Source organism: Halodurantibacterium flavum (assembly GCF_042681825.1).
Classification (GTDB): Bacteria; Pseudomonadota; Alphaproteobacteria; order Rhodobacterales; family Rhodobacteraceae; genus Halodurantibacterium; species Halodurantibacterium flavum.
In genome coordinates, this window is record NZ_JBHUGH010000001.1 from 293066 (window position 1) to 307134 (window position 14069).

A 14069-nucleotide genomic window follows, 5' to 3' on the forward strand; every position below is an offset into this window, starting at 1 on the left:
TCCTCCCGGCGCGGGGGACGGGGTCAATGCCAGGCGGGTCAGGCGGACAGGTGGACCGGTTGCGGCAGGCGCTGTCCATCCGCGCCGAAGAGACAAAGATCGGCATCGTCGAAGACCAGCGGCAGACGCACGCCGACCTCTGGCGGTATCATCTGACCCTCGATCCGCAGGCAGACCGGGCTGCCCCCGTCCAGCATCATGTGAATGAGCGTTTCCGCCCCAAGCGCCTCGGCATAGCGGACGGTCGCGGTCAGACGCGCGGGCGCGCCGACGCGCAGATGTTCGGGCCGAAGGCCCACCAGGGGCGCCGGGTGCCCCAGCGACGCGCCCGGCAAAAGGTTCATGGGCGGCGAGCCGATGAAGCCCGCGACAAAGGTCGTGTTCGGCGCGCGATAGACCTCGAGCGGCGCGCCGATCTGCTCCGCGTGGCCCCCGTTCATCACCACCATGCGGTCGGCCAGCGTCATCGCCTCGACCTGGTCATGGGTGACGTAAAGCGCCGTAACCCCGAGTTCGCGCTGAAGCGCACGTATCTCCAGCCGCATCTGCACGCGCAGCTTCGCGTCAAGGTTCGACAGCGGTTCATCGAACAGAAAGACGCGCGGCTTGCGCACGATGGCCCGGCCCATCGCGACCCGCTGCCGCTGCCCGCCGGACAATTCGCGCGGGCGGCGGGCAAGGTAGGGCTCGAGCTGCAGCATCTCGGCCGCCTGCCGCACCCTCCGGTCGATCTCGGCCCGGGGCGTTCGCGCGATCCGCAGCCCATAGGCCATGTTCTCGAACACCGTCATATGCGGATAAAGCGCGTAGTTCTGGAACACCATCGCGATGTCCCGGTCCATCGGCTCCCGCTCGTTCACCCGCTCGCCGCCGATCCGCAACTCGCCCGCCGTGATCGTCTCCAGCCCCGCGACCATGCGCAGAAGGGTGGATTTCCCGCAGCCCGACGGCCCGACGATGACGACGAACTCTCCTTCTTCGACATCGAGCGAGATGCCATGCACCACCTCGGTCTTGCCATAGGTCTTGCGGATGTTCTCAAGGCTTAGCGTTGCCATCACTTGTCGCTTTCTGTCAGGCCGCGGACGAACAGGTTCTGCATCAGGATCACCACCAGAACCGGCGGCAGCATCGCCAGCATTGCGGTCGCCATGATGACCGGCCAGTTCGCGATGTCGTCGCCCGAGGGCAGCATCTGCCGGATGCCCATCACAACGGTGTTCATCTGCGGGTTCGTCGTCACAAGAAGGGGCCAGAGATACTGGTTCCAGCCATAGATGAAGAGGATCACGAACAGCGCCGCGATGTTCGTACGGCTCATCGGCAGAAGGATGTCCCAGAAGAACCGCATCGGGCCCGCGCCATCGACCCGCGCCGCCTCGGCCAGTTCGTCCGGGATGGTGAGGAAGAACTGGCGAAAGAGGAAGGTCGCCGTGGCCGATGCGATCAAAGGCAGGATCAGCCCGGTATAGCTGTTCAGGAGGCCAAGGCCCGCGACGATCTCGTAGGTGGGCACGATCCGCACCTCGACCGGCAGCATCAGCGTGAGGAAAATCAGCCAGAAAAAGACCGGCCGCCCCGGAAAACGGAAATAGACGACGGCAAAGGCCGACAGGAGCGAGATCACGATCTTGCCGAAGGTGATCCCCAGCGCCATCACCGCCGAGTTGAACAGCATCCGCCAGACCGGCACGTTGACGCCGGAAAAGATCGCCTGCCGGTAATTCTCGATCATGTGGCTGCCGGGCAGCAGCGGCATCGGCGGGCGCACGATCTCGGGCGCCGTCACGGTCGAGGCGACGAAGGCCAGCCAGATCGGGAAACAGATGATGGCGACCCCGAGGATCAGCCCCAGATGCGTGAGCCAGTAGCCAAGGCCCCGGCGTTCGACCATACCCGCCATCAGTAATGCACCCTGCGTTCGATATACTTGAACTGGATCACCGTCAGAATTGCGACCAGGACCAGCAGGATCACCGATTGCGCCGCCGAGGCACCGAGATCCTGCCCCACGAACCCATCCGCATAGACCTTGTAGACCAGCGTCGTCGTGGCCTGTTGCGGGCCGCCGCCGGTGATCGTGTGGATCACCCCGAACGTGTCGAAGAAGGCGTAGATGATGTTCACGACCAGCAGAAAGAACGTCACTGGCGACAGGAGCGGCAGAACGATGGTGCGGAACCGCGTCCAGAACCGCGCCCCGTCGATTGCCGCCGCCTCGATCACCGATCGCGGGATCGCCTGCAGCGCCGCAAGGAAGAAGAGGAAGTTGTAGCTGATTCGCCCCCAGGCCGAGGCGACGACGACCAGCGTCATGGCCTGCCCTTGATCGAGCACATGGTTCCAGCGATAGCCGCCCTGCGCCAGATACCAGGCGACGACGCCCACCCGCGGATTGAACATGAAAAGCCACAGCACCCCCGCCACCGCCGGCGCCACCGCATAGGGCCAGATCAGCAGCGTGCGATAGGCCCCGGAGCCCTTGATCAGCCGGTCCGCCATCACCGCGAGCCACAGCGCCACGACCATCGTCAGCACCGTGACCGAGACGGTGAACACCGCCGTCGTCCAGAACGCCGCGCGATAATAGCGGTTGTTCAGCAGGTATTCGAAGTTCCCCAGACCCACATATTGCATCGAGAGGCCGAACGGATCGGGGATGAAGAGCGACTGCCAGATCGCCTCGGCCGCCGGCCAGAAAAAGAACACGAGCGTCACAAGGATCTGCGGCGCCAGCAGCAACAGGGGCAGGGCGGTGCCGCGAAATGTGACCTGCTTTTCCATGATCGCCTCGAGCTAATCGCAAAAGCACAGGCGCCCGGGACGGGGCGCCTGTGACAGGTGGGTCTGACGTTAGCGGTTGGCCTGCTCGAAGCGGCGCAGCAGCTCGTTGCCGCGGGCGGCCGCGGTGTCGAGCGCATCCTGCGCCGACTTGTCGCCGGACCATACAGCCTCCAGCTCTTCGTCGATGATCGTGCGGATCTGGTCGAAGTTGCCAAGGCGGATGCCTTTGGAATTGGCCGTCGGCTCGGTCGCGCTCATCTGTTCGACGGCGATGTTGGTGCCGGGGTTCGCCTCGTAGAAACCCTGTTCGCGCGTCAGGTCATAGGCGGCCTGCGTGACCGGCAGATAGCCCGTGTCCTGATGCCACTTGGCCTGCACCTCGGGCGACGAAAGATAGCTGAGGAAGGCCGCGACGCCCTGATATTCCGCGTCGTCATGGCCCGCCATCACCCAGAGCGAGGCCCCGCCGATGATCGAGTTGAGCGGCGCGCCCTCGGCATCGCCCCAATAGGGCAGCTGGTGGATGTCGAACTCGAAATCGGCCTCGGCCTTGACACCCGCGTAACCGGCCGAGCTTTCGGTCATGATCGCGCAGTCGCCCGCGCGAAAGCTCGCGCCCGGCTCGCTGCGGCGACCGGCATAGACGAATTTTCCGTCCCGCGCCCATTCGGCCATCTTCTCGATATGCGCGACCTGCAGTGCATCGTTGAAGACGAGCTCGGCGTCAAAGCCCGCAAAGCCGTTTTCCTGCGTCGCGAAAGGCTGGTCATGGCGCGCGGACAGCGTTTCCAGATGCACCCAGCTCTGCCAGGTCGTGGTGAAGGGGCAGTCGAGCCCGCCGTCCTGAAGCTGCGTGAGAACCTCATCTACCTGTTCCCAGGTGGTCAGGTCCGTATCCGGGTCGACGCCGGCCTCCTCAAAGAGGGTCCGGTTCACATACATCACCGGGGTGGAGGAGTTGTAGGGGAAGGACAGCATCTGCCCCTCGACCGTGGTATAATAGCCCGTCACCGCCGGCAGGTAAGAGGCGGGGTCGAAGGGCAGTCCGCTTTCCTCCAGCACCTCATAGACCGGCTTGATCGCGCCGCGCGCGCCCATCATCGTGGCGGTGCCGACCTCGAACACCTGCAGGATATGGGGCTGCTCGCCCGCGCGGAAGGCGGCGATACCGGCGTTCAGCGCCTCGGAATAGTTGCCCTTGGGCGTCGCGACAACGACGTAATCGGACTGCGAAGCGTTGAAATCGGCCACATGCTGGTCAAGCAGTTCGGCCAGACGGCCGGTGAAGGCGTGCCACCACTGGATCTCGGTCTGGGCCGAGGCCGCCGCCGGGATCAGGGTTGCGAGGATCGCGGAAGCGAAGATGCTGTATTTCATGGGTCCCCCAAAAGAACATGCGCTGACGCGACGCCCGCGCCCTCGACTTGCCACCGATGCTGTTCGGTTCAGCGGCGTTTTGCGGATATCGCGCACTGCCGCCTGATCGTTCAGTCACCGTTCCGGCGCGAGTCGCCTCGCGCCGATCGACCGGGGCAACCTGCCCGGGGTTTGTAACGTCCTTTTGACAGGGCAGTGGATACGCCAGATGAAATGCGACTTCAGTTGCCGGGAGAGATTCTCTCTTCCCTGTCCGTTCGGCGACCTTCATGCGAACAGACGTGACAACAAACAGGTAGGCTCCTGTGCGGCCGGCGGTCTGTTCCGGTGTCCGGCCAGACCTCGGACGGCACTCGCCCTGGTTGCGCAGTTCCGGATCACGCCCTCGTAGCCGCGGAGCTTCGGAACCTCGCTGTCATGGAAACGAATGCGCCGCAATTCGCGTAAGATGGTGCACGGAGGTCGGCCGAGCCTTGGGCCATTTTGTCAGGAACACCTCTGAGATTGCGCCTGTGTCACGCCGATACCTGATCGATGGCCTCGAATGCCGCAAAGTTCCAGCCACGGCCGGGCGCTGCCGCGATCAGTTCTCGCGTGTAAGGATGGGCGGGCGCACCAAGCACATCGGCCGCCGTACCTGCTTCGACAACTTGACCGTGCCGCATGACGAGGATGCGGTCGCAGATCTGTGCGGCCACACGCAGGTCATGGGTGATGAACAAGATCGCCACGCCGGAATCATCAGCGATACCGCGCAGCAAATCCAGCACCTGCTTCTGGACCGACACGTCGAGGGCTGAGACGGACTCATCGGCGACCAGTACATCCGGTTCCAGGGCAAGCGCTCTCGCGATCGAGATGCGCTGTCGCTGCCCTCCGGAAAATTGGTGCGGAAATCTGTCCAGCATGTCCCGGGTCAGCCCGACCCGCTCCAGCAGGTCTCCTGCACGGCGCAGGGCATCAGCGCGCGGGTATCCGAAATTCAGCAGACCTTCGGCAATGATCTCGCCGATCCGGAGGCGCGCGTTAAGCGACCTGAACGGATCCTGAAACACCACCTGAAGCTTGCGCCGATGGGGGCGCAGCTCGGCTGCGCGAAGGTTCGAGATATCGATCCCGTCCAGCATGATGCAGCCGCCCGTCGGATGGATCAGGCGCGTCAGACACCGCGCAAGCGTCGTCTTGCCCGAACCGGATTCGCCAACGATCCCCAGGATCTCTCCACGATGCAGCGACAGGTCGGTCGGCCTGAGGGCAGCCACTTCGCGCCGTCGCAGGAACAATCCGCCCCAGACATATTTCTTCTCAAGCGACGACACCGACATGACAGGATCGTCCGGCACAGCAGATCGTGCGATCGGCGTCAGGCTGGGCACCGAAGATACCAGCATCCGGGTATAGTTCTCGCGTGGGCGGGCAAGCACGGCATCGCGGCTACCCGTCTCGACGATTTTGCCGCGATTCATGACAACGATCCGGTCGGCAATGTCATGTACGACGCCGAAATCGTGGGTGATGAACAGAACTGCGGTGCCGAACCGCTGACGCAATTCGTCGATCAGCGACAGGATCTGGCGCTGTGTGGTGACGTCCAGCGCCGTTGTCGGCTCATCCGCGATCAAGAGCTTGGGCCGCAGTATAAGCGCCATGGAAATAACGATCCGCTGGCGCTGTCCGCCCGACAGTTCATGCGGATAAGAGCGATAGATCCGCCGAGGATCGGGGAGATGTACCGCCTCGAACATCTCGATGACGCTTTTGCGGCGCGCGGCGGCCCCGCCACCACGGCCACCTTCCTCATGGACCCGCAGAACCTCTTCGACCTGCGCACCGACTGTCTCCACCGGATTGAGGGCTGTCATGGGCTCCTGAAATACCATCGCCATGCGTGTCGCCCGCATGCGGCGCAAAGCCTCGCGTGGAGCGTTCAGGACATCGACGCCGTCGATTGATATTCGTCCTGCCCGAACCTCCAGGGCCGGGTCCAGCAGTCCCATCACCGCGAGCGAAGTCAGGGATTTTCCGGAACCAGATTCACCGACGACGCACAGCGTCTCGCCTTCGCGGATCGTGAAGCCGACGCCGTCGACGATCAAACCCGCGCCGCCCCTTGTGCCTATCTGCAATCCCTCGATGCGCAGGATTTCTTGCCGTTCGTCAACGGGGGGTTGGCCGGTTGCCTTTTCCATCTTAACCCCTTCTTGCAAGTTTCGGGTCCAGCGCGTCCCGCAAGGCGTCGCCGATCAGGTTGATCGCAAGCACGGTCGCGGCCAGGAACAAACCCGGGAAGAACACCAATCCCGGAAACAGCTGAAAATAGCTGCGCCCCTCCGCGATGACATTGCCCCAGGACGGTATCTCGGGGGGAAGCCCAACACCCAGAAAGCTGAGAACCGCTTCGGTCAGAATGGCCGATGCCAGGATAAAGCTTCCCTGCACGATGAGCGGAGCCAGCGTATTGGGAAGCATGTGACGCAACAGGATGCGCCAGTTCGGCGTGGCGAGGGACACGGCCGCCTCTACAAATGGCTCGCTCCGCAATCCCAGGATAACGCCGCGGACAAGCCGCACCACACGGGGAAATTCCGGAACGACGATGGCGACCAGAACGGTGAAAAGGTTTGCCCCCGCAATGGCGACCAGGGCGACCGCCAGCACGATCGTCGGTATTGCCATGATGGCGTCCATGATCCGCATGACGATCGCGTCCAGCCAACGGAAGTAGCCGGCGACCAGACCGATCACCAGCCCGAGCACAAGCGCCGCCGCCGCGGCAATGACCCCCACCGTCAGGGATGTGCGCGTGCCGTACATGACCCGCGCAAGCACGTCCCGTCCCATGATATCCGTGCCGAAGGGATGCGCCAGCGAGGGCGGCTTCAGGCGGTTGGCGGCGTCGATCCGGATGGGATCAGCCGTGCTGATCAACGGCCCCAGCAGCCCCATGAGGATGATCGCGGTCACAAAGAAGATCGCAGTCAGCAACGGCCAATTATCCCTCATAGGCAGACCGAAGCGGCTCTTTCCTGGCTTGGGCTTTGCATTCTCGACAAGGAACATGATCCGGCCCTAATAGCGGATGCGCGGGTCGAAGACGGTATACAGCACGTCGACCGCAAGGTTGATGAAGATGTAGATCGCCGACAACAGCAGAAGCAGCGCCTGTATCAGCGGGTAGTCCCGCGCGAGGACGGCCTCGACGACCAACCGTCCAAGCCCGGGGATGTTGAACACGCTTTCCGTCACGACCACGCCGCCGATCAGAAAGGCCGCGCCCGAGCCGATAACGGTGACGATCGGTACCGATGCGTTGCGCAGGGCATGGCGCAGGAACACCCGTCTTTCGGGAACGCCCTTCGCCCTGGCTGTGCGGATATAATCCTCGCCCAGAACTTCCAGAATGCTGGACCGGGCGATCCGCGCAACGAGGGCGATATAAACCGTGGACAAGGCCAGTGTCGGCAAGGTGATCGTCTGAACAAAGCGCAGCGGGTCCGAGGCCAACGACGCATAGCCCTGGACGGGGAACCATCCCGCCTTCAGCGAGAATATATAGATGAGCACATATCCCGTGACGAAAACCGGGGTAGAGAAGCCAAGCACGGCCAGTGCCATCACGAGGCGATCAGATGCCCGGCCGCGCGCCCAGGCCGCATAGGTGCCCATAGGGATGGCAACCATAATGGTGAAGATCATGGTCGTGGTCGCCAGCGACAAGGTGGGGCCAATCCGTCCCGCCACCATTTCCGCCACAGGCTTATGGGAATGCAGCGACACGCCAAGATCGCCCTGTAGCAGCAGCGTCAGCCAGCGGAAGAACTGGGCCAGCAATGGCTGATCAAGTCCCAGGCCCCGACGGATCTCGGCGATCTGCTCCGGCGACGCCGTATCGCCCGCCATGATCACTGCCGGATCACCAGGGGCGAGCCGCATCAGCAGAAAGGCGAAAACCGCGACTATGCCCAGAATGGGGACAGTCATGATCAAGCGGCGGGCGATATAGGTCAGCATCCGCGACTACTCGCCCTTCGAGATGTTCCAGAAGACGTTCGCAGGCGCGTTCAAGACCCCTTCGACTCCCGGAGCAAGGGCGGTCAGACGCGCTTGTGTCCCGAGCGGCGCGTAGATCGCTTCTTCATAAACGATGCTTTGGATCTCGGCGGCGATACGCTCGCGATCCTCCTGGGTCGGCGCACGCAGGAAGGCTTGCGTCTGATCGACGATCTCCGGGACGTCCGCCCAACCCGCATAGCCTTCTTCGCCGGCACCTGCCGCCACAATCATGTAGTTGCGAAGAGGATCCTGGATCTCGGTGTTGTGCCAGCTGGTGATGAAGATGCTCCAGCCTCCGTCCGCCACCGGACCTTGATTGGCGCGCTGTGACAGCATGGTCATGAAATCCATCGCCCGCAGTTCAACCGAGAAGCCCGCTTCTCGAAGCTGCTGCGCCAACACGGGCGCGATCGAGGACATGGCCGGCGAATCCGTGACATGAAGCAAGACAATCGGTTCGCCCTGATACCCGGCTTCTTCCAGGAGGTCTCGCGCGCGGTCCGGGTCGGCTTCCAGCGCCATCTCGACCATCGCGTCGCTTTCATAGGGCAAGCCACAGCCGAAGATCGCCCCACACAGGGCATAATGCTCATCGGAACCGAACTGTGCCTGCAACGGCTCTTGCTGCCCGATGGCCCAGATTGCCGCCTGACGGACCAGACGGTTGTCGAACGGAGCCTGCAGGTGGTTGAACCGGTAGCCGATCTGATACCCGAACTCGTCGATGTTCTGCGTGGTCACGTCCGGCGACAGCAGCGGCATCAGGTCGGGCAGGACGGTCTGGACATAGTCCACCTCGCCGCTGTTCAGCGCATTCAACGCGGTCAGGGCATCCGCCATCTCGATCCGTTCGATACGGTCGACCTTGGCCACCTTGCCACCCGCGAGCTGGCTGGCCGGTTCCTCTCTCGGAACGTAATCTTCAAAGCGGGTATAGACAGCGCGGACGCCGGGCTCATACTGGTCGGCGGCGAAAACAAACGGGCCCGAGCCTACATATTCCGTGATTTGCTCCGAAAACGGCGTCTGCGCGACGCGCTCCGGCATGATGAACAACGGCACGCCGGACGGTTTGGCGAAGGCATCCAGGATGACGCTGGTCGGAACGCTCAGCGTCACGACAAAGGTTTGCTCGTCCACCGGCTCGATCGTCTCGGTAATCCCGCGCAGTGCCAGCCCCATTCGGTCCCGCTGTCCCCAACGGTTGATGGAGGCAATGACGTCAGCCGAGGTGACCGGCGTGCCATCGTGCCATGTCAGGCCGTCCCGCAGTGTGAAGGTGTATGTGGTGCCATCCTCTGATACCTCGTGGCTCTCCACCATCTGCGGCTGGATCTGTTGCTCGCTGTCCAGCGCGTAAAGCGTGTCATAGACCAAGTAGCCGTGATCGCGCGTCTGATGCGCCGCGCTCATGATCGGGTCAAGGTTGCCAAGCCGCTGCTCCATGACGATCCGAAGCTCGTCAGCCAGCGCGGACGGTGCGATCAGGCTGCTGGCGGCAAAAATGGAAAGCAGGCCGAACCCACCCTGTCTTATCAAGTCCATCGTATGTTCCCCGTTGTTGATCTACTTTTGAGCCGCCGCAGCGAAACACGGCGAAACCGTCGCGTCAGGCCCGGAACTCTGGATAGCTTTCGGGCGATAGCGTGTTGATATCGCGGTGGCCCCAGTCCTCGCGGTGCATGTTGGCCCACATGGTTTCAGCGCCGGCCTGCAAGTCGGCCAGCAGCGCCGCCGTATCGCAATCGGGCAACTGTCGATCACGCATGATGAAGCGGCCGTCGACCATCGAGGAATTCAGATCCTCGGCCTGTGCTGAATAGACGATATTACGTATCGGGTCGCGCATCGGCGTCATGAAGAGGCTGGCTCCCTCCCAGAACAACAAGTCTGCCTTGGCGCCTGACGCAATCCGCCCCAGGTCATCGCGTCCCAACGCCTTGGCGCCGGCCAATGTCGCCGAATTGAAAACGTCTGCTGCGGTCGCAACCTCAGTGCGGCGGTCCATGATCTTGGAGATAACCGCGGTCCACCGCATGCCCTCGATCATGCTCTGGGGGCAGGTGTCGGTGCCCAAGGTCATCGTGATGCCTTTCGCAAGATAGCGAGAATAGCTTTCCATCGCGATCCCACGACGGGCGAACACCCATACGGCATGGGCGACGTTCGTCCCGGTCCGTGACAGGATGTCCAGGTCATCGGCATGATAGTTCACCCAGCTTGACCCGCCGGGCATGATGACATGACCCAGCAGAACGTCCGGCCCGAGAAAGCCGATCTTCTCAAGCCACTCCACGGGCGAGCAGCCATTGCGACGCACCATCTCCTGGAATTCAGGCACGGATTGCGACGTGTGGAGTGCAATGGGACAACCCAGTTCTGTCGCCGCCTGCCGTGATTTCTTCAACAGGGCCTCGGAGCAGGTGTCGACTTGGACCGGAGTCAGAAAGCCCTTGATCCGGCCATTCGCCTTGCCGTCATACTTCCTGACGAAATCGACAGCGTGCTTCATCCGCGCGGCGCCGTCGTCTTCCGACCATTCATACTGGACGCTTCGTCCGTCCCTCGTGAACCACCGGCCGGAGCGATAGCCTTCGCCGATATAGGCCCGCAGTCCCACCTTCTCGACCTGCTCGGCGACAAAGCTGCCGTGGCCGCCCATCTCTACGATAGTCGTGGTGCCGGTGCGGATCAATTCGGGCATCGACGTGGCGACACAGGCCCGGCGGGCGGCGTCGGTGATTGCGCCGTCACGCGCTGTGAGAAACTCGAACAGGCCGGACAAATAGAAGTTACGCGGGCCGCGGTCCTCGACAAACGAACGATCCAGCGGAGACTCTGTTAGATGGGCGTGCGTGTTGATGAGCCCGGGGGTGACAATCTTGTCGCGGGCATCGATCACCTCATCCGCATCACCAGCGAAATCGCCGCCTCGCACCTCTGCGATCCGATCGCCCTCTACCAGAATGTAGCCGTTCTTCAAATGACGATGGCCACCATCCTGAAAGGCAATGATGTGACCAGCCTGGATCACTTTCCTGCTCATGCCGCCCCCGAGTTCATGATTCTGAATTCATAATTCAGCCTATCGGCGGAACTCGATGCGTCCAATGTTTTCTGCACCTGCGGCGAAATTTCGAGTCGATTGCCATTGCGCTAGGCATTTCAATGCAAATTCGGGCGCGACAAGAAGCATTGCAGAAAGAGCCGTGCGAAAACTGGACTGGTCCGAATTGACTTAGTATCCAGAATCCGGGGGTGATCGAGTGGCGCGAAAGGCACTGGCGGTGGGTCGCGCCTCCGCGGCACATCTTTTCTCTCACTGCAATCGACAGGCCAAGAGCCAGGTTTACGGAGCGCTGCCGGCCCAGCCGCGCGGCGCAGCGGCAAGCTCCCACTCCATGCCGGCGACTCCGGCAGGCCCGTTGGGATGCCGGTGCGGTCGCCGCGAGTTTGTCCTTGGATTTTTTTGACATTTTGCGCCACGCGCAACGGTCGTCGCTCCAACCGGAGCAGTTTGCCTGCGAAGGCGAGCGCGTTGGTCCCTCTTGCCCGGTTTCTGCACCCTGTGCACATGACTCAAGCGAAACGACGCGGCGGGTCCGCGTGCAAGCGGCGGGTCGCGGGTCATTGCCCAAGTTGGCGGCGCTCTGCTACACAGGGAACAAAGGAGAAGATGAAGCCGTGAGCGGTTCAGAGGCTTATTATGAAGTTGTTCGGAAGACGCTGGAGCGCAACATCCGCAACAGGGTTCTGCCTGACGGCACACGCCTTTACGTAGCGGCTCTGGCGGACCGTCTCGGAGTCAGCCGATCCCCGGTCAAACGGGCACTTGAAATACTTGAGCAGTCGGGACTGGTTCGGCGGACGGATGGCCAAGGTTGGGTAGTGGGCACGCAACAGGAAAGTGGCGAGCGCATGAACCTTCACCTGCTGCAACTGGCCCTGCCTCAAAGCGGATCAACCCTGCTGGTCAAACCCGGATGGGAGCGCATCACGCAAACGCTTGCTACCGAAGTGACCCGATGCATTCCCTTCGGAAGCTGGAGGATTTCCGAGTCTGAACTCTGCACGCGATTTGCAGTAAGTCGCACGGTGATACGTGAGGTCCTGGCGCGGCTGCACGAGAGGGGCCTGATCGGAAAGAACCGCTCGTCGCATTGGACCGCCGGCCCGCTCTCTGCCCAGATGCTGAACGAAATGCACGATATACGGCGGCTGGTCGAGCCGCTGGCCCTCAAGCGCGCGGCGCACCGCCTGAACAACGACAAACTTCTGGCCATGCGCGACCGGGTCGATGCTGCGCTGGCGTCCCGCGGTACGCCGTCGCCCGAGCAGATGGACATTATCGAAAACGACCTGCATTTCGACTGCGTCTCACCACAACCAAGCAATCAGATAAAAAGCACGCTGGAAAGGCTGCGAATATCAATGGTCGTCAACCAGCAGTTTACCCGCCACGTCGCGCGACATCAGGAAAGCACCGCCCTGACCGAGCATCGGCTGGTACTGGATCATCTGATCGCAGGTGACGCCGACGGCGCGGCTGCCGCCCTGACATTTCATCTTGACGCCGATCACCTGCGCACGCGCGACCGACTGAAGGTGCTATCGATCTTTTCGGTCGAGGATGATGACGTCCCGCCTTACTTGACACGGGTGCTTTGATGGCACAGCCCGCTTCCAAGGCACGACCAAGACTTCGCGTCATCTCGCGCGGTGAGTTCACGGGCAGCCTGATACGGGAGCAGGCTCAGAAAGATCTCGGCTTTCCGATCGATTTCATGATTCTGGATACGACCCAGGGTCTCCAGCAGGTGATCAAGCAGCCTGAAAGCTTTGATGTCTATCATCAGTGGCATACCTCTGACCTGATCTGGACCGCGCGCTGCATCCAGGCCATCGACCTGGGACGGATCGACACGGGTGCCCGGATCCGCGCCTCGGCAGGCGCCGGGAACAGCGGAGACCACGCCCTGCATTCCATCTATGACCGGCTGTTCGTCCAGAAGCACGGCAACCTGGGCCGAATACCCACCGACCAGGTTGCGGTCCTTCCCACGCTGCACGGGGTGGACGGGTTCGCCTGGCGGCCTTCGTTGGAAACCTCGCTTCGTCCGAACGAAGCCGAAAGCTGGGGATGGCTTCTGGATCCGCGTTGGGCAGGACATGTTGCCTTGATCGCAGACCCGGTACTCGGGATGATCGAGGCAGCCCTCGCCACCGAGGCACAGTCCGGCCAACGTTTCGGCGACATCGGGAACCTGACGATCGACGAAATCGACGAAATCGCCGATCGCCTTACCCACAAGAAGAAAATCGGGCATTTCCTCGGCTTCTGGAACAGTCAGGAAGAGGCGGTAAGACTGGTGCGTCGAGGGTCGGTCAAGGTGCAAAGCCTGTTCTCCCCTGCGGTGTCGGAGTTGCGCGCCGCAGGAATCAACCTGACCATCTCCAGTCCCGTCGAGGGCTGCCGGGGCTGGCAGAGTGACCTGAGCATCTCTGCTGCCGCCGAAGGCGAGACGCTTGACGCCGCCTATGCCTATCTCAATTGGTGGCAGAATGGCTGGGCTGGTGCATGTCTGTCCCGGCAAGGTTTTTATTTTGCTTTCCCGGACCTGGCCCGCCCTTACCTGAGCGATGAGGAATGGGCCTATTGGTACGAGGGGCAGCCGGCACCTTGTCCACTACCCGGTCCTGATGGCAGCCCGACCATCCCCGAAGGGCATCGCCGCGAAGGGGGTTCGTATCGCGAACGGATGTCCAGCGCGCGCATCTGGAACTGCTTCATGGATGAACACAGTCACGTCGTACGGCGCTGGCGAGAGTTTCTGGAGGCGTGAACCGCCCCGGTG

General features: G+C 62.3%; 11 protein-coding genes. 2 read left to right on the top strand and 9 right to left on the bottom strand.

Features of this window, described 5'->3' with window-relative positions:
* Positions 1 to 38: 38 nt before the first annotated feature.
* From ugpC to ACFSGJ_RS01360, 9 genes are all read right to left on the bottom strand, one after another.
* Positions 39 to 1058, bottom strand: coding sequence for a sn-glycerol-3-phosphate ABC transporter ATP-binding protein UgpC (gene ugpC / locus ACFSGJ_RS01320; protein WP_390258827.1), 1020 nt, complete (start codon positions 1056 to 1058; stop codon positions 39 to 41).
* Positions 1058 to 1894: a sn-glycerol-3-phosphate ABC transporter permease UgpE gene (gene ugpE, locus ACFSGJ_RS01325; RefSeq protein WP_390258955.1), complete on the bottom strand. Its 837-nt coding sequence runs from the start codon at positions 1892 to 1894 to the stop codon at positions 1058 to 1060. The genes ugpC and ugpE overlap by 1 nt, the downstream gene beginning before the upstream one ends.
* A gap of 8 nt (positions 1895 to 1902) precedes the next feature.
* Positions 1903 to 2784, bottom strand: coding sequence for a sn-glycerol-3-phosphate ABC transporter permease UgpA (gene ugpA / locus ACFSGJ_RS01330; RefSeq protein ID WP_390258829.1), 882 nt, complete (start codon positions 2782 to 2784; stop codon positions 1903 to 1905).
* 69 nt (positions 2785 to 2853) lie between these two features.
* A complete protein-coding gene (gene ugpB, locus ACFSGJ_RS01335; protein WP_390258831.1) occupies positions 2854 to 4161 on the bottom strand; it encodes a sn-glycerol-3-phosphate ABC transporter substrate-binding protein UgpB in 1308 nt (435 codons plus the stop codon).
* Positions 4162 to 4676: 515 nt separating this feature from the next.
* Positions 4677 to 6350 carry a dipeptide ABC transporter ATP-binding protein gene (locus ACFSGJ_RS01340; protein WP_390258833.1) on the bottom strand — a complete coding sequence of 558 codons (1674 nt, stop codon included), beginning with the start codon at positions 6348 to 6350 and terminating at the stop codon, positions 4677 to 4679.
* Position 6351: 1 nt separating this feature from the next.
* Entirely contained in the window at positions 6352 to 7146 is a 795-nt protein-coding gene (locus ACFSGJ_RS01345; protein ID WP_390258835.1) for an ABC transporter permease, read from the bottom strand.
* A gap of 84 nt (positions 7147 to 7230) precedes the next feature.
* On the bottom strand, positions 7231 to 8172 hold the full coding sequence (locus tag ACFSGJ_RS01350; protein WP_390258837.1) for an ABC transporter permease: 942 nt from the start codon (positions 8170 to 8172) through the stop codon (positions 7231 to 7233).
* 6 nt (positions 8173 to 8178) lie between these two features.
* On the bottom strand, positions 8179 to 9660 hold the full coding sequence (locus tag ACFSGJ_RS01355) for an ABC transporter substrate-binding protein (protein ID WP_390258838.1): 1482 nt from the start codon (positions 9658 to 9660) through the stop codon (positions 8179 to 8181).
* 163 nt (positions 9661 to 9823) lie between these two features.
* Positions 9824 to 11260: an amidohydrolase family protein gene (locus ACFSGJ_RS01360; RefSeq protein ID WP_390258840.1), complete on the bottom strand. Its 1437-nt coding sequence runs from the start codon at positions 11258 to 11260 to the stop codon at positions 9824 to 9826.
* A gap of 638 nt (positions 11261 to 11898) precedes the next feature.
* Between ACFSGJ_RS01360 and ACFSGJ_RS01365 the strand changes: the two genes are divergently transcribed.
* Entirely contained in the window at positions 11899 to 12882 is a 984-nt protein-coding gene (locus ACFSGJ_RS01365) for a GntR family transcriptional regulator (protein ID WP_390258842.1), read from the top strand.
* Positions 12882 to 14057, top strand: coding sequence for an ABC transporter substrate-binding protein (locus tag ACFSGJ_RS01370; RefSeq protein WP_390258843.1), 1176 nt, complete (start codon positions 12882 to 12884; stop codon positions 14055 to 14057). The genes ACFSGJ_RS01365 and ACFSGJ_RS01370 overlap by 1 nt, the downstream gene beginning before the upstream one ends.
* Positions 14058 to 14069 lie beyond the last annotated feature (12 nt).

Excerpts from the sequence above, each read along its gene's own strand:
- ugpC (WP_390258827.1), bottom strand. The coding sequence starts at position 1,058 with ATGGCAACGCTAAGCCTTGAGAACATCCGCAAGACCTATGGCAAGACC.
- ugpE (WP_390258955.1), bottom strand. The coding sequence starts at position 1,894 with ATGGTCGAACGCCGGGGCCTTGGCTACTGGCTCACGCATCTGGGGCTG.
- ugpA (WP_390258829.1), bottom strand. The coding sequence starts at position 2,784 with ATGGAAAAGCAGGTCACATTTCGCGGCACCGCCCTGCCCCTGTTGCTG.
- ugpB (WP_390258831.1), bottom strand. The coding sequence starts at position 4,161 with ATGAAATACAGCATCTTCGCTTCCGCGATCCTCGCAACCCTGATCCCG.
- ACFSGJ_RS01340 (WP_390258833.1), bottom strand. The coding sequence starts at position 6,350 with ATGGAAAAGGCAACCGGCCAACCCCCCGTTGACGAACGGCAAGAAATC.
- ACFSGJ_RS01350 (WP_390258837.1), bottom strand. The coding sequence starts at position 8,172 with ATGCTGACCTATATCGCCCGCCGCTTGATCATGACTGTCCCCATTCTG.
- ACFSGJ_RS01355 (WP_390258838.1), bottom strand. The coding sequence starts at position 9,660 with ATGGAGCAGCGGCTTGGCAACCTTGACCCGATCATGAGCGCGGCGCAT.
- ACFSGJ_RS01360 (WP_390258840.1), bottom strand. The coding sequence starts at position 11,260 with ATGAGCAGGAAAGTGATCCAGGCTGGTCACATCATTGCCTTTCAGGAT.
- ACFSGJ_RS01370 (WP_390258843.1), top strand. The coding sequence starts at position 12,882 with ATGGCACAGCCCGCTTCCAAGGCACGACCAAGACTTCGCGTCATCTCG.